Genomic DNA, 20,999 nt, shown 5'->3' with positions numbered 1-20,999 from the left:
TTCACCCGAAGTAGTCCGCAATCTTGTCGTAGACCTCGTCCATGTTCTCGCCTTCGAGTGCCGACAACGGGACGGTCTCGTGCTGTGGGAACGCGTCTTCGATGCGCTTGACGCTCGACTCGTCGAGGTCGATCTTGTTCGCGAAGATGAGCACCGGCAGATCGCGCGATTCGATGATGCCGATGAGCATCGTGTTCACCTGCGTGAAGGGGTCCTCGGAGCTGTCGAGCACGTAGATGACACCGTCGACGTCCTCGCGGAGCCAGTGCATCGCCTCGGCGACGCCCTCGGTCGCTTCGCGGGACCGACGGACGGCCTCGTCCTTGTCGAAGTCGTCGAACTCCATGAACTCCTCGTAGTCGACCTTCGTCGTCACACCGGGCGTGTCGACGATGTCGATGTTGACGGAGCTCCCGTTGCGCTCGATCTCGACGTTCTCCTTGCGCCGTGCGCGGCGCGTTTCGTGTGGAACGTGGCTCTCCGGCCCGACGGCGTCACCCGTCCAGTCGCGAGCGATACGGTTCGCCAGTGTTGTTTTTCCAGCGTTCGGCGGTCCGTAGATGCCGATTCGCTTCTGCTGCTCCTCTTCTGCAAACAGACTTTCCCTCACGCGAGTGAGGCTGTCTTTCAGTCCTGAAATGAGTCCCATCCTGTTCTATCCTCCCACACGCGACGGGCCTGTGGGCCCGTGATTCACGTGCGTCTGACCATAGTAGCGGACTCGACTCACTTAAGCCTACGTCAGACATATAATGAGAGTGACTTTTATGGAGTGCTGGAGTCGGAAACCGAAAGACGGAATCGCGATATGAGAGACTGGCGGTCCTCCTGGACCAGACCCGAAACAGGCCCCAGGAGGTGGCTGGTCCCAGCTGCCGTGGTTCAGGGCGGAGTCGAGAAGACGACCTGGGTCGATACGGGAGAACCTCGGTCCGACTCGGAGCGGATTCCAGAGCGACTCGTAGCAACTCGTAGCGACTCGACTCGAAGCGACTCGAAGTAACTCGGAGAGAGTGGTTGTGGGGTATGGTAGCACGAACCAGTGAGAGCCCCCCACCCCTTCGTTTCGAGTGGAAACTGTCGAGGTGGTGGGGTGGGAGGGCGGAAGCTGGGCGATTTCGTTCTAGCTAGAAAACACGTTCCGTCCAACCTCTAGTCTACAATATAACTAGTTCTAGTAGCATTTGGATTAATGCGGCATTACGGATATTGTTTGTAGAGTAATGTCTTAAACATTCCGGGACTAGAAGTCCCTCTCGACCCCCCACCCACCTTTCTCCCGTTCCACCCGAAACAAAGGGGTGGGGGGGTTCCTAGACACGTGCTAGCACCCCTTCGTTTCCGGTCCATCGCCCTGACTCGCCCCCAGACTGCCGTGGAAACCCGACCTCCCGTGGAGACACATCTCGATCTTATCGTCGGTCCAACCCTGACGACAACTGTCGGGCGGCTACCGCCATGGGTGGGCAGCTCCGATTGCTGGTCACGAACCGAAGCCCACCTGAATCTGCGCCCCCGAGCTAGGTCAGATACGAGGTCCTCATCGGACTCGACCGCACAGGGGAGTCAGACCAGAACACGAGAGGGTCGAGATGCTAGGCTCGTATCGCGGTCTGGAACAACGAGCAGAGCCCGGTCATCCTCCGAGAACGTTCTCTTCCACGAGTTTCTCAGTGCTCAGTTTCTCAGTGCTCAGTTTCTCAGTTCCCGTCTACACACGCAATCACGCGCATTCTAACTAGAATAATGAGATAGTAAAAGCGCAGTAAGGATCACCGAGTAAGAACCACACAGCCCCGCCAGCGATTTCAGCGGATTCTGTGCTCACCCCTGTTCGACCGGAAACACTGGGCGGATTCCTCGACTCCCTCGCCGGCGAACCCCTTCGCTTCCCGTCCACCCGGCTTTCACCCTCGAGACTACTCCCACAAGTGATCCACCGGCCACAGCCAGTCCCAGTGTCATACCCATCCCCACCACGACGGGACCCGTCGTCGAGGCAAGAACAGCTCCGACCGGCCTACACCCACCGTGATTTACCGTTCGACCTGAAACCGACGGGGACCATGTTTCACGGAGCGCATCTAAAATCCTTTTTCGAGCCCGCTACCGCCCGTGTAACCGATTTACACCGACATCGACCCCGGTTTCTTCGGGTGGAACACCCCCTGAATTGGTCGGTGAAGGACAACTATTATTACCCTCCTGTTCATCTGGTTCGTTTGCATCAACTGGACGAACCGACATCGCGTTCTACGCTGTAGACCTACTGATTTGCGGTGTCACGTCCTCTCGCGCGACATGAGCAGATAATCTCCAGCTGAAACAAGGGGGTTAAGTAACAGATGACCGATAAAGAAGAGGCGGGCGATGACGAGCCAGACCGGGAGCGACCCGGGAAGATAGAGACCTCACGAGACTTCAGCGTCGACCTCGACGACGTCGTCCTCGACGAGGAGGAAGAGGAGGAATCACAGGGGCTGTTCGACGACCTCCTCAGCGGGGAACCCATCTTCGAGAACAAGGAGGTGCTTCGCCCCTCCTACACGCCACACGAGCTCCCTCATCGGAAGGAGCAGATCAACAAGATGGCGACCATCCTCGTCGCCGCGCTCCGTGGCGAGACCCCCTCCAACATCCTCATCTACGGGAAGACGGGGACCGGGAAGACCGCCAGCGCGAAGTTCGTCTCGAACGAACTCGAGAGCACGTCGAAGAAGTACGAGGTGCCGTGTTCCGTCGAGTACATCAACTGCGAGGTGACGGACACCCAGTACCGCGTGCTGGCCCAGCTCGCGAACAAGTTCATCGACGAGAACGAGGAGATAATCGACCGTCGAATCGACGAGCTCGAAGAGCTGCTGGACGCCCTCGACGAGCAGGGGTCGGTCGCTGACTCGGCCGACGACCGCCACGGCAGCGCCGGGCAGTCACACCCACTGACCGGGACGGAGTTCGAGTCCAGGGAGGCGGTTCGCGACCGCATCGAGTCCCTCCGCGAGGACCAGGACGAGTTCGAGAGCGTCCCGATGACGGGGTGGCCGACCGACCGCGTCTACAGCGTGTTCTTCGACGCGGTCGACTACGAGGAACGCGTGGTCGTCATCATGCTCGACGAGATCGACAAGCTGGTCGAGAAATCGGGCGACGACACCCTGTACAACCTCTCGCGGATGAACTCCGAACTCGAGAACTCCCGTGTGAGCATCATGGGTATCTCGAACGACCTGAAGTTCACCGACTTCCTCGACCCCCGCGTCAAGTCCAGCCTCGGCGAGGAGGAGATCGTCTTCCCACCCTACGACGCGAACCAGCTCCGGGACATCCTCCAGCACCGTTCCGACGTGGCGTTCAAAGAGGGTGCGCTGACGGGTGACGTCATCCCGCTGTGTGCCGCCTTCGCCGCACAGGAACACGGTGACGCCCGTCGGGCACTCGACCTGCTCCGGACTGCCGGCGAACTCGCCGAGCGCTCGCAGTCCGAGGTCGTCGACGAGGAGCACGTCCGGCAGGCCCAGGACAAGATCGAGCTCGACCGCGTGGTCGAGGTGGTACGCACCCTCCCCACGCAGAGCAAACTCGTCCTGTTCGCCATCATCCTCTTGGAGAAGAACGGCGTCCACAACATCAACACGGGTGAGGTGTTCAACATCTACAAGCGCCTCTGCGAGGAGATCGACGCCGACGTGCTCACCCAGCGCCGCGTCACCGACCTCATCTCCGAACTCGACATGCTCGGCATCGTGAACGCGGTCGTCGTCTCGAAAGGCCGGTACGGCCGCACCAAGGAGATCAGTCTGTCCGTGCCCATCGACGAGACCGAGGCCGTACTCATGAGCGACTCGCGGCTGGGCGACATCGAGAACATCCAGCCGTTCGTGCAGGCCCGGTTCAACAACTGAAAGCGTTCCTTCTCGTTGCTGTTCTAATTGCGGTTGCTGTTCTTATTCCGGTTGCTGTTTTTGATGCGCTGGTGGTTGCCATTTCGCGCCGGTGGTCACCGTTTCGAGTCGAACCGAAGGGTGGCTGTCTCGGGAGTAGCTGACTCGCGCCGATGGCACTGGAGACCGCCACGGCACAGTACTGCGACCACACCCTCCCCAGCCGATTCCGTTCCTCGGTACGTTCCGTTTCACGTCACTCCCCTGCGGTACTCATCCCTCGCGCGGCTCAGATTCGCGGCCTCGTTTCACTCGGTACGCTCACGAGCACGCGCCTGCCAGCTGGGCAGAAATCGATGAAACCGCGAAAAACCGAACCCGAAACCCCGCCCTACAACCAGCCGCGTCGACGCGAAACGACGGTCCCCAGCCCGGCCGCGAACAGCCCGAGTTGCAGGCGAAGCCCGGCTAGCGTCGCAGGCCCGGTGCTGGCGGTCGCGCTCGCGAGATTGGCGAACTGGAGACGCACCCAGCCGAGGAAGGGGATGCGGACCTTCGCTTTCCCCTGAACCCACTCGGGTCGGACGATGTTGGACTGGCCGCCGACCTGGTCGTAGTGGTCGTTGGTCACCTGGTTGTCGCCCTTGGTGATGAACCCGGCGTGGGGGGCCGGACAGGCGTTATTGGCGATCTCGGCACACGAGTCCGCGCCGTCGAGGTAGCTCTCGTTCGCCCGGTCGTACCAGTTCTCGCCACGCTCGACGTAGAACATGGCGCGATGGATGATGGGTGTGCGCCGGACGTCCCCGTAGGGCTGGTAGACGATGACGTTCCCGTAGTCACCGAAACTCCAGTAGCCGCCGTTGGTCCTGGCGTGTTGGTACGTCACTACCCCGGTGCCTTCGATGCCCCCGTCGGGTGCGTACCGGTCCTGGTCGACGATGAAGACCAGGTCGTTCTTGTGCATGTGCGGCTCCATGCTCCCGCTCTCGACCGCGACGAGTGGCGGCCAGACCCCGCTGACGGCGAACAGGACGAGCCCGATGAGAGCGACGGTCAGGACACTGCTGCCGATGTCGCGAATCGTCTGGACCCACGGGTCGCTCGTGTTGAAGAACCAGTCGATGGGGCCGTCGAACTCTTCCGAGTCGTCGCCGTTCCCGTTCGGCTGTGGCGGCGGAGTGGCGGCGTCCGCGTCGGCGTCGACGACCCGGTCTTGTTCGGGGGTGGTTCCGAGCGGTTCGGACCCGTCGGCGTCGTCGGGACTCGATTCGTCACTGACCCACTCCCACTCGTCTGTCGGACCCTGGTCGTCGCCGGGGGCGGCCGGGTCGCCGTCGCGACCGTCGGGCCGGTCGGCGTCGTCAGGGTCGTCGGCGTTGCCGGGTCCGGTCATCTGCTCGGGGGTTGTCACCCGCGGCCAATCAACCTTCTGTTGCGGATTCTGGCCGTGCCTTCGTTCGATCGGTCGGGATTTTCGGCACCCTTTTGCCCGCCCGGCTAGTTCGAGAGTGATGTGCCACTGGAGGGGTCCGCACGCATCGTCGGCGAGCTCGCGAGCCACGGCTACAACGCAGAACGCGAGGCTGTGACGCTCATCGCGACGGCCGACGACCCGACTGGAACCCTCCGCGCAGTCGTCGATGCGGCCGGCCCGGACACCATCGTCATCACCGCGGAAGACGTCCAGACGGTCCGCGACGCAGCGCCCTCCTCTGCGCCGGTTCCGGACCCGAAGGGGACCGCGACCACGGACGCCGAGACTGCAGACACCGACCCCTCCGTTTCGGGTGGAGATTCCACCGACGAACCAACGAATGGGGCCACTGCTCCAGTCGAAACAGGGGGGTCGTTCGAACGCTCCGGCGACCGCTCCCACCGCTCGCTCGACATCGCCGGCGACATCACCGGCCAGAGCACCGGAACTGGCGAGTACAAGGACTTCGTGAAGGTGTTCCGCGACCGCTACGACAAGCTCTCCAGCAAGCTGCGGGGTCGCGTCAACCACCGCCCCACGACCGCCATCGAGTCGATGGCGCCGGGGAGCGAGGTCGCCATCGTCGGGATGGTGAACGACATCCGGTCGACCGCTTCGGGCCACTGGCTGGTCGAACTGGAGGACACCAAGGGGACGTTCCCCTGCCTCGTGATGAAGGACCGCGACATCGCGGAACTGGTCGACGAGCTCCTCTGTGACGAGGTCATCGCCATCGAGGGGACGCTCTCTGACGACGCGGGCATCGTGTTCGTCGACGCGATGCACTTCCCCGACGTGCCCCGCACCTACGAACCGTCCTACGCCGACCGCCACGTCCAGGCCGCGCTCATCTCGGACGTCCACGTCGGCAGCCAGGAGTTCATGCACGACGAGTGGGACGCCTTCTGTGACTGGCTCTACACCGAGGAGGCCGAACACGTCGAGTACCTGCTCATCGCGGGCGACATGGTCGAGGGCGTCGGGGTGTACCCGAACCAGGACGAGGAACTCGACGTCGTCGACATCTACGAGCAGTACGAGACGTTCAACGAGAAGCTCAAGCAGGTGCCCGGCGACCTCGAGATCGTCATGATTCCGGGGAACCACGACGCGGTTCGCCTCGCCGAACCCCAGCCCGGGTTCGACGACGAGCTCCGGAGCATCATGTCGGCCCACGACGCCCGAATTACGGGCAACCCCTCGACGGTGACTATCGAGGGCGTTTCCGTTCTCATGTACCACGGCGTCTCCCTGGACGAGGTCATCGCGGAGCTCCCCGAGGACAAGGCGAGCTACGAGGAGCCACACAAGGCGATGTACCAGCTCCTGAAGAAGCGCCACGTCGCGCCGCAGTACGGTGGTCACACCCGCCTCGCCCCCGAGGAGAAGGACTACCTCGTCATCGAGGACGTGCCGGACATCTTCCACACCGGCCACGTCCACAAGCTCGGCTTCGGGAAGTACCACAACGTCCTCGCCATCAACTCCGGCTGCTGGCAGGAACAGACCGACTTCCAGAAGTCCGTCAACATCAATCCCGACTCCGGCTACGCGCCCATCGTCGACCTCGACACGCTCGACGTGACCGTCAGAAAGTTCTCCTGAGCCTCGCCACACTCTTTTCGCGGCGCTCTTCGTCCACCGTCAGTCGCCGCTTCCGAACCGGTACCGGAGCGTCTGTTTGTGCTCGAAGCGCGGCCCCGTCCCCTGCTGCTCGAAGCCGGCCTGTTCGGCCGCGACGGCTGCCGGCGACCCCTCGTCGGTGACGAGCAACTCGACGGCCATGCCCTCGGTCCGGGCGAACCGCATCGGCTCCTCCAGCAATCGTTCGCATGCAGCCTCGGTGCCGCCCAGCTGGGTGATGTGGACGGTGTCCGTCGCGGCGTCGAAGCTCACGAACCCGAGCAGTTCCGGTGTGTCGGTCTCCTCGACGTCGGCGTTCGGGTCGTTCACCTCGATTCCTTCGTCTTCGGCGACTCTCACGGTTCGGTCGTGGACGAGATTACGCATCACGTCCGTCGGTGCATCGGCGATGGCGGCCAGTGCGGGGGCATCGGCCTCCACCGCGTCCCGTACGTGCATCGGTCACACGTTGGACCCGATTCGGTATAAAACATGACAACGGTACCCGGTCGCTCGTGGCACCTTCCACTCGGCGGCAGGTTTTTCCCACGAGGGACATAGTTATGCCGCCGACGAGGAAAGGTGGTGGTATGAACCGATTTCGCACCGACGAGGTGAACGTATGCGAGTAGTCGCGAAGTTCGGTGGGACGAGTCTCGGCAGCGGTGACCGTATCAACCGCGCCGCGGACTCCGTCGCCGCCGCCGTCCGCGAGGGCCACGAGATCGCCGTGGTCGCCAGCGCGATGGGGAACACGACCGACGACCTGCTCGACGAGATTACCTTCGAGGCCGACGAGTCCGACCGCGCCGAGATCGTCAGCATGGGCGAGCGGACCTCGGTCCGGATGCTCAAGGCCGCCCTCACCGCCCGCGGTATCGACGCCGTGTTCCTCGAACCCGGCCACCCTGACTGGCCGGTCGTCGCCAACGAGAACGGCGAGGTGAACGTCGAGGAGACGAAGAAGCGCGCCGCGAAGATCGCCGCAGAGCTCGACGGCGTCGTCCCGGTCATCACCGGCTTCCTCGCCGAGACCATGGATGGCCACATCACGACGCTGGGTCGCGGTGGCTCGGACACCACGGCCGTCATGCTCGGGAAGTACTTCGACGCCGACGAGGTCGTCATCGTGACCGACGTCGAGGGCGTCATGACCGGCGACCCCCACGTCGTCGAGGGTGCCCGGAACGTCGGCCAGATCTCGGTCGACGAACTCCGTAACCTCTCCTTCCGCGGGGCCGAGGTCGTCGCCCCGTCTGCGCTCTCCTACAAGGACGACAACCTCGACGTTCGCGTCGTCCACTACCAGCACGGCGACCTGCTCTCGGGCGGGACCCAGATCACCGGCGAGTTCAAGCACCTCGTCGACATGCTCGAAGAGCCCCTCGCCTGTCTCACCATCGCGGGCCGGGCCATCCGCAACCAGTCCGGTGTGTTCCACCGCCTCTCCGAAGCCCTGGCCGAGTCCGACATCAACATCGACGCGGTCGCCAGCGGCATGGACTCCATCACCTTCTACGTCGACGAGAGCGAGGCCGAGCGCTCCGAGAACATCCTCCACCGCGAGGTCGTCGAGGACGAGATGCTTTCCTCGGTGACCGTCGAGGACAACATCGCCGTCGTCCGCATCACGGGCGGCGAACTCCCGAACCAGCCCGGCGTCATCGCGGGTATCGTCAACCCGCTCGCCGACGCGGGCATCAACGTCCACGACATCATCACGAGTGCGACCAGCGTCGCCATCTTCGTCACCTGGGAGGACCGCGAGCAGACGCTGGAGATCCTCCAGAACCTGTACTGAACCGAAGGCAGTCGTTTTCCGGCCCCCGACGGGACTGTTCTCTCACGGACGACTACCGCCGGGTGAATCCACTGCTAGCCAAACCGTTTTCACTCGCAGTCGCAGAACCCGGGTATGGACCTCTCCCTCGTCGACCTGTCTCCGGTCCCGGACGGTGGCTCCGCGACCGACGCCTACGCGAACACCGTCGAGATCGCACAGCAGGCAGAGCGACTCGGCTACTCGCGGCTCTGGGTCGCCGAACACCACGGTATGGCAGACGTCCTTGCGGGCACGACACCCGAAGTCTTGCTCGGCCATCTCGCCGCCGAGACCGACTCGATACGACTCGGCTCTGGTGCGGTGTTGCTCAATCACTACAGTCCGTTCAAGGTCGCAGAGCAGTTCGGGGCGCTGGACGCACTGGCTCCCGGCCGTATCGACGCGGGCCTGGGCCGGGCGAACGGCTCGCCGGCTGTCGACCGCGCCCTCGGCACCGAACGGCACGTCCAGAATCCCGACGAGGACCACGCCGAGAAGATAACGGCCGTCGTCAACCATCTCTACGACGACTACCCTGCAGAACACGCCTACAGCGACATCCAGATTCCCCGGTCGGGTGCCGACGAACCCGTGCCCTGGGTACTCGGGTCGAGCCCATCGAGCGCAGCGCTCGCCGGCGAACTCGGCTTACGATACTGCTTTGCGGCGTTCATCCGGCCCCAGTTCGCGACGCACGCGTTCGAGCAGTACCGCGAGCACTTCCAGCAGTCGGAGCTGTCCAGCGGTATCGACGAACCACAGGGGATGGTCGCGGTGAACGCGGTCTGTGCGGAGACCGACGAGGAGGCGGCGCGGCTCCGGGCGATGGCAGAGGCATCGTACAAACGGATGCAACGTGGCGTCATCGGCACCACGCCGTCCATCGAGGAGGCCATCGACGAACTCGGCGGTGTGCCCGAGCCGACCCCTGCCACGCTGGATGCCGACGAGTGGCCGCGGGCGATATCCGGGAGCCCCGAAACGCTCTCCGGCCTGCTCGAACAGCTCACCGAGCGCGTCGGCGTCGACGAAGCGATGATTCAACACGTCGTCGCAGACCACGACGACGCACTCCGGTCGCACGAACTCCTGGCCGACGGCGTCGGACTTACGCCTCGCTGAGGGGAGTTCTCGCCCAGATACGGCCAGTCCCCTCTCAGAAACGGTGCCGACCGGTTAGTCCTACTCTGAGCCCGCCGACACCTGCACCACCTGCTTCCCGATGTTGTCGCCGGAGAAGAGGCCGAGGAACGCGTCCGGCGCCTGTTCGAGCCCCTCCACGACCGTCTCCCGGTGGGCGAGCTCACCGCTGGCGACCCACGTCGCCAGTTGCTCGCTTGCCTCACCGAACCGCGTGACGTAATCGCTGATAAGGAGTCCCTGCACTCTGGCCCGGGGCGCGATGAGCATGGGGAGTTTTCGCGGTCCCATCGGGACGCTCTCGTCGTTGTAGTGGGCGATCTGCCCGCAGACGGCGACCCGCGCATCAAGGTTGAGCTTCGTGAAGACCGCGTCCGTGATGGGGCCGCCGACGTTGTCGAAGTAGACGTCGACCCCGCCGGGGGCCGCGTCGTCCAGTGCCGCGCCGTAGTCCTCGGTTGCTTTGTAGTTGATGGCGGCGTCGAAGCCGAGGTCCTCGGTGAGCCACTCGGTCTTCTCGTCGGAGCCCGCGAAGCCGACCACTCGACAGCCGTTCAGCTTCGCGATCTGGCCGACGACGGACCCGACGGCCCCGGCAGCCCCGGAGACGACGACCGTCTCGCCGGGCTTCGGCTCGCCGACCTCGAGTAAGCCGAAGTAGGCCGTCCGTCCGGGCATCCCGAGAACCCCGAGATACGCCGGGAGGTCCGCCACGTCCGTGTCCACTGGCGCGACGTCGTCCGCATCCAGGAGACTGTAGTCGGCCCAGGTTCCCTCGCCGGTCACGAGGTCACCGGCGTCGTACTGGTCGCTCTCGCTCGTGACGACTTCACCGACGATGCCGCCTTTCAGTACGTCGCCGACGTCCCACGGCTCCGCGTACGATTCCCTGTCTCGCATCCGACCGCGCATGTACGGGTCCACCGAGAGATAGCGGACGCGCACGAGGAGTTCCCCCGGCGCTGGCTCCGGAACGTCGTCCTCTCGCAGTTCGAAGCTGTCGGCGTCCGGCTCGCCTTCGGGCCGCTCCGCCAGATACCACGCTCTGTTGGATTCGTCCATGGCCTTGCTCGGTGTGTCGGACGGATGGGCCTTCCGTCCCCGGAAGTCGGTCTGCCTTGCCCAGACCTGCAGTGTCTCGCCTTCGGAGCGGCGAGGCTCGACGCCGCGACACTCGACCCGGCGACGGCCCCGCAAGCTAAAATCACATCGGGGCCGAAGACACTGTGTGAGAGATTTCCACGTCCATTCGACCTACTCCGACGGCCGCTTCCTCACGCAGATGGTCTACGCCGCGACACAGGCCGGTCTCGAGGGAATCGGCTTCGCGGACCACTGCAACGTCTCGCAGCGAGAGGACCCCCGGACGTTCCGGGCGGCGTACGGCTTCAACCTCGACATGACGTACGAGCGCCGCCGGCACGGCATCGAGACGGTGCGCGAACGGGCTGACATCGACATCTACGACGCGGTCGAGATGGACTACGACCCGCGTGACGAGGCCGAGATTCGCGCGTTCCTCGACGAGGCAGGCTTCGACTACGTCATCGGGAGCGTCCATTCGGTCGGCGAGTACAACGTGCAGGCCCCGCCGCAGTTCGAGGACCTCTCCGATGACGAACTCGATGCCTTCGTCGACGACTACTTCGACGCGCTGGTCGCGCTCGCCGACTCGGAGTTGTTCGACATCGCCGCCCATCCGGACCTCATCGAACGTACCGAGCACCTTCGGGGGCGCGCCACGACCGAGCACTACGAGCAGGCAGCACAGGCCTTCGCCGACTCCAGAACGGTCCCCGAAATCAATGCGGGGCGCGCCCTGGGCGACCCCGGCTTCGTCCATCCCGACCCGGAATTCCTCGACATCCTCCGCGAGTACGACGTGGCTGTCACGATTGGGACGGACTCGCACCGCCCGAACGAGATCGGCGAGCGCGCAGACTTCCTCGAGTCGTTCCTCGACGAGCGGGGAATCGAGCCGGTCGGACCGCCGAAACTGGTCGACTGAGGCCGTGTTCGTCTTCCACTCAGCCCGCTGGTGTCGACTCCTGTTCTCGGCTCACCATCTTCGTACATCCATCGGTGATTCTGTCGATTCGGGGCCAGACAGCGCCAATTAGGACTTTCACATTTTCGCCCCAATACTGGGTCAATGACAGCGTACAAATCGAAGATGGTCGAGCGCATCCACCTCCCCGCCCGGGAGGAGCGCGAGGCCAACCTGGAAGCGGCCGGCTACAACGTGTTCAACCTCGACTCCGAATCGGTGTTCATCGACCTCCTCACCGACTCCGGGACGGGGACCATGTCCGACCAGCAGTGGGCCGCACTCATTCGCGGCGACGAGTCCTACGCCGGGGCGCGCAGCTTCCACAACCTCGAATCGGCCGTCGAGGACGTGATGGGCTTCCCGTACGTCGTCCCGGCCCACCAGGGCCGCGGCGCGGAGAACATCCTCTACGGCGCGCTGGTCGAGGAAGGGGACACGGTCCTGAACAACACGCACTTCGACACGACCCGCGCCCACATCGCCAACCAGGGCGCAGACCCGGTCGACTGCCCGGTTCCGGAGGCCCGCGACCTCGACGCCGAGGGCGACTTCAAGGGGAACTTCTCCATCGAGGAGGGACGCAAGGTCGTCGAACAGGTCGGCGCGGAGAACGTTCCTGCCGTGGTCCTCACCATCACGAACAACTCCGCGGCGGGCCAGCCAGTCTCGGTCGAGAACACCCGGAAGGTCCGCGAGTTCTGTGACGAGATTAACGCGACGTTCGTCCTCGACGCCTGCCGGTTCGCCGAGAACGCCTACTTCGTCACCCAGCGCGAGGCGGAGTTCACCGACTCGTCGGTCGCCGAGGTCGCCCGCGAGCAGCTTTCCTACGCCGACGCCGCGGTCATGTCGGGCAAGAAGGACGGCCTCTCGAACATCGGCGGCTTCGTCGCCTGCCACGACGAGACCCTGTACGAGCAGGTGAAACAGCGCGGAATCCTCTACGAGGGCTTCGCCACCTACGGCGGGATGTCCGGGCGCGACATCGAGGCGCTCGCCGTCGGCCTCCGCGAGGCCGTCGAGGAGGCGTACATCTCGGACCGCGTCGGGCAGGTCCAGTACCTCGGCCAGCTCATGGCCGAAGAGGGCCTCCCCGTCTTCCAGCCCATCGGCGGACATGCGGTCTACCTCGACGCGGGCGAGTTCTTCCCGCACATCCCGGCCGAGGAGTTCCCCGGCCAGGCGCTCGTCTGCGAACTCTACCGCGAGGGTGGCGTCCGCTGTGTCGAGCTGGGTAGTTTCGCGTTCCCCGACAGCGACCGCCCCGAACTGGTTAGAATGGCCGTCCCGCGCCGGACCTACCACAAGGAGCACATCGAGCACATCGTGGACACCGCGAAGGAGGTCTGGGCCCACCGCGAGGAGGTCGACGGCCTCGAAATCACGAAGGAACCCGAGATGAAAGAGATTCGGCACTTCACGGCCGAACTCGAACCGCGGGCCTGAAATCGCACGCCAGCCATCGCTGTCCACGGTTGCTAAGGGTGTGACATTTTGTCGCGTGGTCGTGTAGCTTCGGCCGTCCCCGCCAGCCCATGTCCCGCGAGATTCACCCGACCGTCAGCGAGTTGCGCGCAGCCAGAGAGACAGTCAAGGACGCCCTGACCAGCGCGAACGTCTCGTTTCCACTGGAGACCGACGTGTCGGTCGAACTCGGCTGGGACGGCAGCGACTTCGTCACCCGCGAGGTCGACGGAGCGGCCGGGTACGCCGACTACCCGGACACCATCGAGATTTCCTTCAACACCCACGCCGAGGAGTGGCAGGCGTCGCTGGCCTCCACCGCGGCCCACGAGCACGCCCACCTCTGGTGCTTCGAGCAGCGCGGACGGGAGGCCGACCGGAAGTGGGAGTACGTCCTCGAGGAGGCGTTCACCCAGCACGTCGCGGCTCGGCTGGTCCCCGAGTACGACTCGCCGTGGTGGACGCGACACGGCGAACCCGTCCTCGCCGAGTACTGGCCCGCAGTCCGTGACGACGAGTTCGACGCCGAGAACGAGGACGGCGGGCCGCTGTTCATCGACCCCGAACCCGGTGGCTACCCGCACGGGTACGGCTACTCGCTGGCGTATCGACTCGGGGAGGAACTGCTGAACGAGGAGAGCTACGGCCTGCAGGAGTTCGTCGCGGTCGACCGGGAGGAGCTGGTCGCGGTCGGTGACCGGTTGTTCGGAGAGTAGGCGATGCGAGACGTTTCGTCGCCTGCTGACGATTCGGCTAGTCGCATCGTCGGTCGGTATGCCGACAGGCAGTTCACTCGTGCTGGCGTCCATGACCGCCCAGCACCGCACCCGCCCCGCTCCACGCCCTCCCCAGCCGCCTCCCTTCGCATCACTTCACTGCGTTCCGTTCGCTCCGGTCAGCCCTCGCGCGACTATTCGGCAGCCCTCACTCCCGTTCGGGACTGCCCATAGCGCGCGCCTCCGGGAAATATCGAGTCTACTCCCCCACGGCCAGCCGGGTCGCCAGGCGTTCCGGCAGGCCGGCTTCACGAATCGCCTGCTGTACCTGCTCGATGTCGTACTCGACTCGGCGCTCCTCGACCTCCCCGGTCTCCATGTCGAGCACCGAGTAGGCCGCCCGCGGGTCGCCGTCGCGGGGCTGGCCGACGCTGCCGGGGTTCATCACGACGCCCTCGGGGAACTCGGCGGTGTGCTGGACGTGGGTGTGGCCCAGGATGAGGACGGCCTCGCCCCGCAGGAGGTTCGGGGCGAACTCGTGGGGGCGGGTGTAGTGGTCGGGGTCGCCGGGGTGGCCGTGGACGATCTTCACGTAGCCGTCGCACTCGCGGCGTTCGTCGGGCAGGTGGCCGAGCCACTCGATGTGGCGGTTCTCGAGGTGGTCGCGGCTGTAGGCGACCCCGGCCTGTGCCATCTCGTTGAAGTTGAAGCCGGTGTCGCGGGCGACCGCCCGGTCGTGGTTGCCCATCACGGTCGGCACGTCGCGCTCCAGCAGGACGTCGACGCACTCGGCGGGGGAGGGGCCGTAGCCGACGACGTCGCCGGCACAGAGCAGGCCGTCGACCGGCGGCATGTCCCCCAGGACCGCGTCGAGGGCCACCTTGTTCCCGTGGATGTCCGAGATGACGCCGAACTTCATGTATTATGACAGAAGCTCCAGCAGTATAGTTCTCACCGTGGCGGGCGGACCTAGTTTCTTGGTAACCCGGAACGCACTTCCGGGCGATGGCGGACGATTCCATTCAACCGGCAGAGTTGCGTCGCGAGGACGTCCTGACAGTCGACGACGACCACTTCACGGCGGATTCCGTCGCTATCGTGACGGGTGCGGGGTCCGGTATCGGCCGGGCGACAGCGGTCGCGCTCGCGGCAAACGGACTCACCGTCGCCGCGACCGATATCGACGAGGAGGGCCTCGCAGAGACCGTCGAGGAGGCCGAACGGTGCGAGGTCGAGGGGACCGTCGAGACGGTCGTGGGGAACCTCACGAACGACGACGACATCGAGCGCATCGTCGCGGAGTCGGCCGAGTACGGCCAGGTTCGCTACCTGGCGAACATCGCCGGCCTCCAGCACATCGACCCGCTTCCGGAGTTCCCGATGGAGAAGTACGACCTGATGCACGACATCATGCTCCGTGCCCCGTTCTACCTCTCCAAACTGGTGATGCCCCACATCCGCGACACCGACGACCAGGTCGGGGCCATCGGGAACATGGCCTCGATTCACGGCCACATCGCCACCCAGGACAAGGCGGGCTACATCACCTCGAAGTTCGGCCTGCGGGGGCTCACCCAGTCCATCGCGGCCGAGGGCGAGGGCACCCTGCGGGCGTTCACCATCTCGACGGGCTACGTGAAGACGCCCCTCGTCACCGACCAGATCCCCGACACCGCCGAGGAGCGCGGCATCACGGAGCGCGAGGTCGTCGAGGACGTGATGCTCGGCGACGCGCGGGTCAAGGAGATGATGGAGCCGGTCGAGGTCGCGAACCTGTTCGTCCTCGGCTTCTCGAAGCACGGCCGCCACTTAGACGGCGGCGACCTCACCTGGGACGGCGGGCACCTCACCACCTACTGATGGGGACCCGCGTCGCCATCGCCTGCCAGGGCGGTGGGAGCCACACCGCGTTCACCGCGGGGGCGCTGAAGTGCCTGCTCACGGAGTGCGAGGACGAGTACGAGGTCGTCGGCCTCTCGGGGACCTCGGGCGGTGCAGTCTGTGCCGCGGGAGCCTGGTACGGACTACTCTCCGAGGAGCACACGCCACAGGGGTTGCTCGACGACATCTGGGCCGACCTCACCGCCGAGTCCCCGACCGACCGCTTCCTCAACGACTGGGTCGTCATGAGTTCGGCCGTCGAGTCCAGCGGCTTTCCGACGGTGAAGGTCAGCCCCTACCAGAACCCGATGGCGCGGGCCGGCCAGCGACAGTTCCAGCGCCTGCTCGACCGCCACATCGACTTCGACCGCTTTCCCGCGCTCGCCACCGGCGATGCCCCCCGGCTCGCGGTCGGGACGGTCAACGTCACTGCGGGGGAGTTCGAGACCTTCTGTGACGGCGAGGTTGATTCGACGGCCATCCTCGCCTCCGCGGCCATCCCGGACCTCTACCCGGCGGTCGAGATCCAGGGCCACACCCACTGGGACGGGCTGTTCTCCCACAACCCACCCATCCGCGACCTGTTTCACCTTCCCGCCGAGCGCAAGCCCGAGGAGCTGTGGATCATCCAGATAAATCCCCAGCGCATCGAGGAGGAACCGAAGAGCCTGCGCGAGATATACGACCGGCGCAACGAGCTCTCGGGGAACATCTCGCTGAACGAGCAGCTGCACTTCATCGAGAAGGTGAACGCCTGGATCGACGAGGGCCACCTGCCCGAGACGGACTTCCAGAAGACGGAGATACACCGCATCGCCATCGACGAGCAGTTCTACGCCTCCTCGAAGCTCGACCGGTCACCGGAGTTCCTCGAAGAACTGGAGCGACGGGGGCACGACAGGGCCAGCGAGTTCTGCGAGGCCCGTCGCGAGGACTGAGTTACTCGCCGTTCTCGACGGCCAGTTCGAAGCCGTCGCCGTCGCGGCCGATACCGGCCGCACACACGGCGTGCTCGTAGTCCGCGTCGTACACTTCGGCGGCGGCCTCGGCGGCCGTGTCCGAGTCCAGCGTGTACGTGGTCGGCGCGTCCTCCTCGTAGGTCGCGACCAGCGTCGGCTCCTCGACCTGCTCGACGAGCAGAGCGTCCTTGCGGACGATGCCGATGAATGCCTGCCCATCGTCGGTCATGATGCCGGCGATGCGGGGCGTGTTGTAGTCGTCCTTCTCGTAGTCGAGCGCCAGCAGGGACTGCGCCAGGGCGTCGCGGGCGGGGTAGCCCATGGCGAGTTTCTCGGCGGCGGGGTCGACGTGCGAGCCATTGCCCAGGACGGCACCGTTCTCGGTGACCCGAACGCAGTTGTACGCGATGTAGGGGTTGTCCGTCTCGGGGGCGTCTTCGGTCGGGCCGACCGTGAGGGTATCCTCCCCGCGGGCCGAGACCTGCCGGTTCGGGAAGGACCGGGAGGAGACTCGATACGCGCTGACGTTCGGGCCGACGACGATGAATCGTCCGATGTACATACACGAGTGTGCACACATTCGGGGTAAGAAGGTGTCGATGTATGCACGGTGGGGCTATTTTCCGGCGTCTGCACCGACGACTGGTGACTGAACTCAGTCCGCGCTGACGGGGCGCTCGGTGCCGAACTGCTGTCTGTACTGCCGGGCGGTGTACCAGATGGCGATGCCACCGACGAGCGTCGGGGCCAGCCAGCGTGCGATGGTCGGCAGGAACGTGAAGTTGACCGTGCCGAAGGCGGTCACGGTCGCGATGTAGGCCGCGCCCATGCGCTGGAGGTGCTCGAAGAACCACTCACGGGGTTCGGCGGTCTCCGACCGGAAGCGCTGGACGTCCTGGGCGGCGACGACGGACGCGATGGCACCGAAGACGAACATGACGATGGCGAACGCTTCTCCTTCGAGGTAGAACCAGCCACCCATGGCGACGAGGCCGATACCCGCGAGGCCGAGCAGGGCCACCGCGATCCAGTCTTCGGTCTCGGCCCGGTCGGCGGGTCGCTTGCGCGACAGCACCCGGTAGCCCGAGTACGCGAAGTAGAAGCTGAAGATGGCGACGAGGCCGAGGAAGATGCGGCCGACCGACTGCTCGATAGCCAACAGCACCAGCGCCGTCGTGGAGACGACGGCCATCCCGTAGACGTAGGTCCGGCCGAGCCGGCGGTGACGACGACCGCCTTTCTCGGTGACGATGGCCCCGGCCCCGGTGACCAGTGCGACGAAGCCGGCGAAGATGTGGACGCCGAGAACGGCGGATTCGATGGTGTTCATATCACTCTCACAATTGTTGGAATCATAATTATATCGGAAAGGGTTTCCGGGAGTTCTGACGGGCGAGCAAACCACGCTCGCTGCCACGTCCACTTTCACTTTCACGCCGCCCATGGCTCGGGTTTACCCGGCCGACGGCTGTCGGTTTTCCCATGCACGACACCGAGCAGGTCTCCCGGTTCACCGCCACCGTCGACGCGACAGTCCTCGACGCGAAACTGCAGGTACTCGACGCCATCGCTGACGAAGCACTGTTCCAGCTCCGCGAGGACGGGCTGTTCGTCCGGGTCATCGACGCCGCCGAGGTGGCGATGGTCGAGAGCGACCTTCCCGCCAGCGCGTTCGAGCAGTACGAAAGCGGCGGGGGAATGCTCGGAATCGACATCGCGAAACTGGCCGAGGCCGTCGCGCTCGCCGACGCCGACGACCCCGTCATCTCGCTCGCGCTCGACCCCGAGGCCCGCAAGCTCACCATCGACGGCGCGGACTTCTCCTACGCCATCGCGCCATTGCACCCCGATAGCGTCCGGAACGTGCCCGACGTGCCTCAGGCCGACCTCCCGAACGAACTCACCATCGAGGCGAGCGACCTCCAGCGCGCCATCAGCGCCTGCGACCGGCTGGCGAACACGGTTCGCGTCACGGTCGACCCCGACGCCGAGACGGTCAGCTTCCGTGCCGAAGCCGACGTGGACGACCTGGAGTTCACCTACGGGACGGACAGACTGGTCGCCCTCGACGCGACCGCCGAGACGGAGACCATCCTCTCGCTGGACTACACGGACAGGATCGTCTCGGAGATGGCTGGCGAGGTCACCATCCGATTGGGCGAGGAGAAACCGGCGTTCTTCGCGTTCGAGCGCGACGGACTCACGGTACAGAACATGGTCGCGCCGCGGTTCGTCCGGACCTGAGAGGGTCAGCCGGACTGCAGGCGGGCCCGCCGGGCGTCGGGGACCGGTCGCAGGACCCCGAAGACCAGTCGGTGCATCCCGAGCGCGATGCCCAGCCCGACCAGCAGCGCGGGCACGACGCTGATCGGCACCGTGTCGGTCGCCCATCCCACGAGGAGGCCGAGAATGCCGAGGCTGCCGACGCCGATGAGTACCCACATGCCGGCCTCGCTTCGGTCGGAGGCGACGGCGAGGGGCAACGCCATCGCGACGACCGCGACACCGACCCATGCGTACGCGGCAGGGTCCGCGACCGAGCCGGCGACCACGAGGCCGGTGCCGACGTTCGTCAGCGCGACGAAGAGGTCGACAGCGACGATGCGCTTCGCTATCTCGTCCATGCGTGAGACGACTTCCTCACGCCTTCGCGCCGGCGACGCCGCTCCCGATTGCCGCGCCGCAGTGGTTGCAGGCCACGAGGTAGAACCGCTTGGAGGCTTTGAAGAAGCCGGTCGTGGCGTCCATCTCGACGAACTCGACGTCCGTCTTCTCGGAGAGCGCTGTCTCGCATTCAGGGCAGTGTGCCATATTCCTCCCTTCTGACGGGTATGATAAATGTCTTTTTCTCAGACGGCACCGCCGCCACCGGCCTTCGCACCGGCGACGCCGCTCCCGAGCGTCTCGCCGCACTCGGCACAGCTCGCGACGTAGAATCGCTTGGAGGCTTCGAGGAAGCCGGTCGTCGCGTCGGTCTCGGTGAACTCGACGTCCGATGCGTCCGCGAGGGCCGTCTCGCAGGCGGGGCAGTGGACCATACCCGACCGTTTCGTATACAGGAACAAACAGTTTGGGGGGTCGGTTCCGGGGCGATGCTGGCTGGCGGCGACGGTGCCGACTACAGCCCGACCAGGTCGTCGAGTTCCACCTCGGTCACGCGGCCGCCGCAGGCCGCGCACTCGTCGACGTGCTTCGGGGCGGCACCGCCTTCCATGTGGAGGTTCCCGCAGTCGGTACACACCTCGAATTCTGATTCGAGCATACGGGAACTGGTTCGATTTCGAGACCGTTGGCTGTGGGGCCAAGATAGCAAGGGTCGCTATGCAGGGGCGTCGTCGTCCCGTCGCGCGTACAGCACGCCGAGGACCGTGGCGAACAGGACCAGCGAGATGCCGAAGCCGACCCCGAACACCAGCGCGGTCTGGTCGTCGGCCAGCACCAGCACCGTGGTGAACAGGCCCATCGCGACCGGCAGGACTGCCGTGTACACCTCGCTCGGGTCGTGGTCGTCCAGCAGGGAGCCCACCACCGTGTCAGTTCGTTGTACTTCGGTCGACAAAACGGTTTTGCGACCCGGCCATCGACGTGGACACCGACCCGGGCGTCGGCGATACGATTTTATGACACGGCGGCGAAACACCGACCAGATTGAACACGAGCCCGAGGTCGGACTCGGCGTCCCTTCGGTAACCCGGGACGTGGTTCGGCCGGCTTGCCGACTGTGGGCTGTCCGGTGGCCCGACCGGAATCGCGCTCGGTCGCCACCCACCGTGCGGTCACGCTGTTCGGCACCCGGTTCACGCCTGCGCTGCGGTGCGCGTGAGCCGTTTCTCTCGCTCTCGTCACACCGCTAGCCAGGCGTGGGTCGTCTCGTTCTCCGACCGCCAGCAGCCGCCGAACCCACGTCAATGCCGAACACACCGTCGACTCGCTCGACGTCCGACCAGCAGCACCGCCCACGAACGACGAACTGCCGACACCGCCCA

At 65.2% G+C, this 20,999-nt stretch carries 22 protein-coding genes; 10 read left to right on the top strand and 12 right to left on the bottom strand.

Annotated features, from left to right (window positions below):
* Nucleotide 1: 1 nt before the first annotated feature.
* Nucleotides 2–649, bottom strand: a complete 648-nt coding sequence (locus N6C22_RS02375) for an Era-like GTP-binding protein (protein WP_261649126.1) — start codon at nt 647–649, stop codon at nt 2–4.
* Between the two features lie 1,696 nt (nt 650–2,345).
* Between N6C22_RS02375 and N6C22_RS02370 the strand changes: the two genes are divergently transcribed.
* Nucleotides 2,346–3,902 (top strand): Cdc6/Cdc18 family protein, encoded by a 1,557-nt coding sequence (locus N6C22_RS02370; RefSeq protein ID WP_261649125.1) that lies wholly within the window; start codon nt 2,346–2,348, stop codon nt 3,900–3,902.
* 370 nt (nt 3,903–4,272) lie between these two features.
* On the opposite strand, the gene N6C22_RS02365 is transcribed toward N6C22_RS02370, so the two are convergent.
* Nucleotides 4,273–5,277 (bottom strand): S26 family signal peptidase, encoded by a 1,005-nt coding sequence (locus tag N6C22_RS02365; RefSeq protein ID WP_261649123.1) that lies wholly within the window; start codon nt 5,275–5,277, stop codon nt 4,273–4,275.
* A gap of 120 nt (nt 5,278–5,397) precedes the next feature.
* On the opposite strand from N6C22_RS02365, the gene N6C22_RS02360 reads away from it, so the two are divergent.
* Nucleotides 5,398–6,963 (top strand): DNA-directed DNA polymerase II small subunit, encoded by a 1,566-nt coding sequence (locus tag N6C22_RS02360; protein ID WP_261649122.1) that lies wholly within the window; start codon nt 5,398–5,400, stop codon nt 6,961–6,963.
* A gap of 39 nt (nt 6,964–7,002) precedes the next feature.
* Here N6C22_RS02360 and N6C22_RS02355 read toward each other — a convergent pair whose 3' ends face one another.
* Nucleotides 7,003–7,440, bottom strand: coding sequence for a hypothetical protein (locus N6C22_RS02355; protein WP_261649121.1), 438 nt, complete (start codon nt 7,438–7,440; stop codon nt 7,003–7,005).
* Nucleotides 7,441–7,603: 163 nt separating this feature from the next.
* Between N6C22_RS02355 and N6C22_RS02350 the strand changes: the two genes are divergently transcribed.
* Nucleotides 7,604–8,782, top strand: coding sequence for an aspartate kinase (locus N6C22_RS02350; RefSeq protein WP_261649120.1), 1,179 nt, complete (start codon nt 7,604–7,606; stop codon nt 8,780–8,782).
* Between the two features lie 114 nt (nt 8,783–8,896).
* Nucleotides 8,897–9,925 (top strand): LLM class flavin-dependent oxidoreductase, encoded by a 1,029-nt coding sequence (locus N6C22_RS02345; protein WP_261649119.1) that lies wholly within the window; start codon nt 8,897–8,899, stop codon nt 9,923–9,925.
* A 60-nt stretch (nt 9,926–9,985) separates the two neighbouring features.
* Here the strand turns inward: N6C22_RS02345 and N6C22_RS02340 are convergent, their stop codons facing one another.
* On the bottom strand, nt 9,986–11,005 hold the full coding sequence (locus N6C22_RS02340) for an NADP-dependent oxidoreductase (protein ID WP_261649118.1): 1,020 nt from the start codon (nt 11,003–11,005) through the stop codon (nt 9,986–9,988).
* Between the two features lie 166 nt (nt 11,006–11,171).
* Between N6C22_RS02340 and N6C22_RS02335 the strand changes: the two genes are divergently transcribed.
* The 3 genes from N6C22_RS02335 to N6C22_RS02325 all read left to right on the top strand — a co-directional run bounded on the left by N6C22_RS02335 (nt 11,172) and on the right by N6C22_RS02325 (nt 14,173).
* Entirely contained in the window at nt 11,172–11,951 is a 780-nt protein-coding gene (locus tag N6C22_RS02335) for a PHP domain-containing protein (RefSeq protein WP_261649117.1), read from the top strand.
* A 144-nt stretch (nt 11,952–12,095) separates the two neighbouring features.
* Nucleotides 12,096–13,439, top strand: a complete 1,344-nt coding sequence (locus N6C22_RS02330) for a tryptophanase (protein WP_261649116.1) — start codon at nt 12,096–12,098, stop codon at nt 13,437–13,439.
* Between the two features lie 89 nt (nt 13,440–13,528).
* Nucleotides 13,529–14,173 (top strand): DUF2268 domain-containing protein, encoded by a 645-nt coding sequence (locus tag N6C22_RS02325; protein ID WP_261649114.1) that lies wholly within the window; start codon nt 13,529–13,531, stop codon nt 14,171–14,173.
* Nucleotides 14,174–14,432: 259 nt separating this feature from the next.
* Here N6C22_RS02325 and N6C22_RS02320 read toward each other — a convergent pair whose 3' ends face one another.
* Entirely contained in the window at nt 14,433–15,092 is a 660-nt protein-coding gene (locus N6C22_RS02320; protein ID WP_261649113.1) for a metallophosphoesterase, read from the bottom strand.
* 86 nt (nt 15,093–15,178) lie between these two features.
* Here N6C22_RS02320 and N6C22_RS02315 point away from each other — a divergent pair, with 86 nt between their 5' ends.
* Nucleotides 15,179–16,033 carry an SDR family NAD(P)-dependent oxidoreductase gene (locus tag N6C22_RS02315; protein ID WP_261649112.1) on the top strand — a complete coding sequence of 285 codons (855 nt, stop codon included), beginning with the start codon at nt 15,179–15,181 and terminating at the stop codon, nt 16,031–16,033.
* Nucleotides 16,033–16,992 (top strand): patatin-like phospholipase family protein, encoded by a 960-nt coding sequence (locus N6C22_RS02310; RefSeq protein WP_261649111.1) that lies wholly within the window; start codon nt 16,033–16,035, stop codon nt 16,990–16,992. The genes N6C22_RS02315 and N6C22_RS02310 overlap by 1 nt, the downstream gene beginning before the upstream one ends.
* A 1-nt stretch (nt 16,993) precedes the next feature.
* On the opposite strand, the gene N6C22_RS02305 is transcribed toward N6C22_RS02310, so the two are convergent.
* On the bottom strand, nt 16,994–17,575 hold the full coding sequence (locus tag N6C22_RS02305) for an IMP cyclohydrolase (protein WP_261649110.1): 582 nt from the start codon (nt 17,573–17,575) through the stop codon (nt 16,994–16,996).
* Between the two features lie 93 nt (nt 17,576–17,668).
* Nucleotides 17,669–18,343 carry a DUF2306 domain-containing protein gene (locus tag N6C22_RS02300; protein ID WP_261649109.1) on the bottom strand — a complete coding sequence of 225 codons (675 nt, stop codon included), beginning with the start codon at nt 18,341–18,343 and terminating at the stop codon, nt 17,669–17,671.
* A gap of 152 nt (nt 18,344–18,495) precedes the next feature.
* Here N6C22_RS02300 and N6C22_RS02295 point away from each other — a divergent pair, with 152 nt between their 5' ends.
* Nucleotides 18,496–19,257: a hypothetical protein gene (locus N6C22_RS02295; protein WP_261649107.1), complete on the top strand. Its 762-nt coding sequence runs from the start codon at nt 18,496–18,498 to the stop codon at nt 19,255–19,257.
* A gap of 5 nt (nt 19,258–19,262) precedes the next feature.
* On the opposite strand, the gene N6C22_RS02290 is transcribed toward N6C22_RS02295, so the two are convergent.
* The 5 genes from N6C22_RS02290 to N6C22_RS02270 all read right to left on the bottom strand — a co-directional run bounded on the left by N6C22_RS02290 (nt 19,263) and on the right by N6C22_RS02270 (nt 20,539).
* Entirely contained in the window at nt 19,263–19,637 is a 375-nt protein-coding gene (locus N6C22_RS02290; protein WP_261649106.1) for a hypothetical protein, read from the bottom strand.
* Between the two features lie 16 nt (nt 19,638–19,653).
* Nucleotides 19,654–19,824, bottom strand: coding sequence for a hypothetical protein (locus tag N6C22_RS02285; RefSeq protein WP_261649105.1), 171 nt, complete (start codon nt 19,822–19,824; stop codon nt 19,654–19,656).
* 38 nt (nt 19,825–19,862) lie between these two features.
* On the bottom strand, nt 19,863–20,051 hold the full coding sequence (locus N6C22_RS02280) for a hypothetical protein (RefSeq protein ID WP_261649103.1): 189 nt from the start codon (nt 20,049–20,051) through the stop codon (nt 19,863–19,865).
* Nucleotides 20,052–20,131: 80 nt separating this feature from the next.
* Nucleotides 20,132–20,275 carry a hypothetical protein gene (locus N6C22_RS02275; RefSeq protein ID WP_261649101.1) on the bottom strand — a complete coding sequence of 48 codons (144 nt, stop codon included), beginning with the start codon at nt 20,273–20,275 and terminating at the stop codon, nt 20,132–20,134.
* A 57-nt stretch (nt 20,276–20,332) separates the two neighbouring features.
* The gene (locus N6C22_RS02270; RefSeq protein WP_261649100.1) at nt 20,333–20,539 is read right to left on the bottom strand and encodes a hypothetical protein; all 207 of its coding nucleotides are present in this window, start codon (nt 20,537–20,539) and stop codon (nt 20,333–20,335) included.
* Nucleotides 20,540–20,999 lie beyond the last annotated feature (460 nt).

This window comes from Haloarchaeobius sp. HME9146 (assembly GCF_025399835.1).
Lineage (GTDB): Archaea > Halobacteriota > Halobacteria > Halobacteriales > Natrialbaceae > Haloarchaeobius.
The sequence above is the reverse complement of the archived record's forward strand: the minus strand, read 5'-3'. Positions and strand labels throughout refer to the sequence as shown.

What these genes read in the sequence shown, in the direction of transcription:
- N6C22_RS02375 (WP_261649126.1), bottom strand. Translation starts at nt 649, where the DNA reads ATGGGACTCATTTCAGGACTGAAAGACAGCCTCACTCGCGTGAGGGAA.
- N6C22_RS02370 (WP_261649125.1), top strand. Translation starts at nt 2,346, where the DNA reads ATGACCGATAAAGAAGAGGCGGGCGATGACGAGCCAGACCGGGAGCGA.
- N6C22_RS02365 (WP_261649123.1), bottom strand. Translation starts at nt 5,277, where the DNA reads ATGACCGGACCCGGCAACGCCGACGACCCTGACGACGCCGACCGGCCC.
- N6C22_RS02355 (WP_261649121.1), bottom strand. Translation starts at nt 7,440, where the DNA reads ATGCACGTACGGGACGCGGTGGAGGCCGATGCCCCCGCACTGGCCGCC.
- N6C22_RS02350 (WP_261649120.1), top strand. Translation starts at nt 7,604, where the DNA reads ATGCGAGTAGTCGCGAAGTTCGGTGGGACGAGTCTCGGCAGCGGTGAC.
- N6C22_RS02345 (WP_261649119.1), top strand. Translation starts at nt 8,897, where the DNA reads ATGGACCTCTCCCTCGTCGACCTGTCTCCGGTCCCGGACGGTGGCTCC.
- N6C22_RS02340 (WP_261649118.1), bottom strand. Translation starts at nt 11,005, where the DNA reads ATGGACGAATCCAACAGAGCGTGGTATCTGGCGGAGCGGCCCGAAGGC.
- N6C22_RS02330 (WP_261649116.1), top strand. Translation starts at nt 12,096, where the DNA reads ATGACAGCGTACAAATCGAAGATGGTCGAGCGCATCCACCTCCCCGCC.
- N6C22_RS02325 (WP_261649114.1), top strand. Translation starts at nt 13,529, where the DNA reads ATGTCCCGCGAGATTCACCCGACCGTCAGCGAGTTGCGCGCAGCCAGA.
- N6C22_RS02320 (WP_261649113.1), bottom strand. Translation starts at nt 15,092, where the DNA reads ATGAAGTTCGGCGTCATCTCGGACATCCACGGGAACAAGGTGGCCCTC.
- N6C22_RS02315 (WP_261649112.1), top strand. Translation starts at nt 15,179, where the DNA reads ATGGCGGACGATTCCATTCAACCGGCAGAGTTGCGTCGCGAGGACGTC.
- N6C22_RS02310 (WP_261649111.1), top strand. Translation starts at nt 16,033, where the DNA reads ATGGGGACCCGCGTCGCCATCGCCTGCCAGGGCGGTGGGAGCCACACC.
- N6C22_RS02305 (WP_261649110.1), bottom strand. Translation starts at nt 17,575, where the DNA reads ATGTACATCGGACGATTCATCGTCGTCGGCCCGAACGTCAGCGCGTAT.
- N6C22_RS02300 (WP_261649109.1), bottom strand. Translation starts at nt 18,343, where the DNA reads ATGAACACCATCGAATCCGCCGTTCTCGGCGTCCACATCTTCGCCGGC.
- N6C22_RS02295 (WP_261649107.1), top strand. Translation starts at nt 18,496, where the DNA reads ATGCACGACACCGAGCAGGTCTCCCGGTTCACCGCCACCGTCGACGCG.
- N6C22_RS02290 (WP_261649106.1), bottom strand. Translation starts at nt 19,637, where the DNA reads ATGGACGAGATAGCGAAGCGCATCGTCGCTGTCGACCTCTTCGTCGCG.
- N6C22_RS02285 (WP_261649105.1), bottom strand. Translation starts at nt 19,824, where the DNA reads ATGGCACACTGCCCTGAATGCGAGACAGCGCTCTCCGAGAAGACGGAC.
- N6C22_RS02280 (WP_261649103.1), bottom strand. Translation starts at nt 20,051, where the DNA reads ATGGTCCACTGCCCCGCCTGCGAGACGGCCCTCGCGGACGCATCGGAC.
- N6C22_RS02275 (WP_261649101.1), bottom strand. Translation starts at nt 20,275, where the DNA reads ATGCTCGAATCAGAATTCGAGGTGTGTACCGACTGCGGGAACCTCCAC.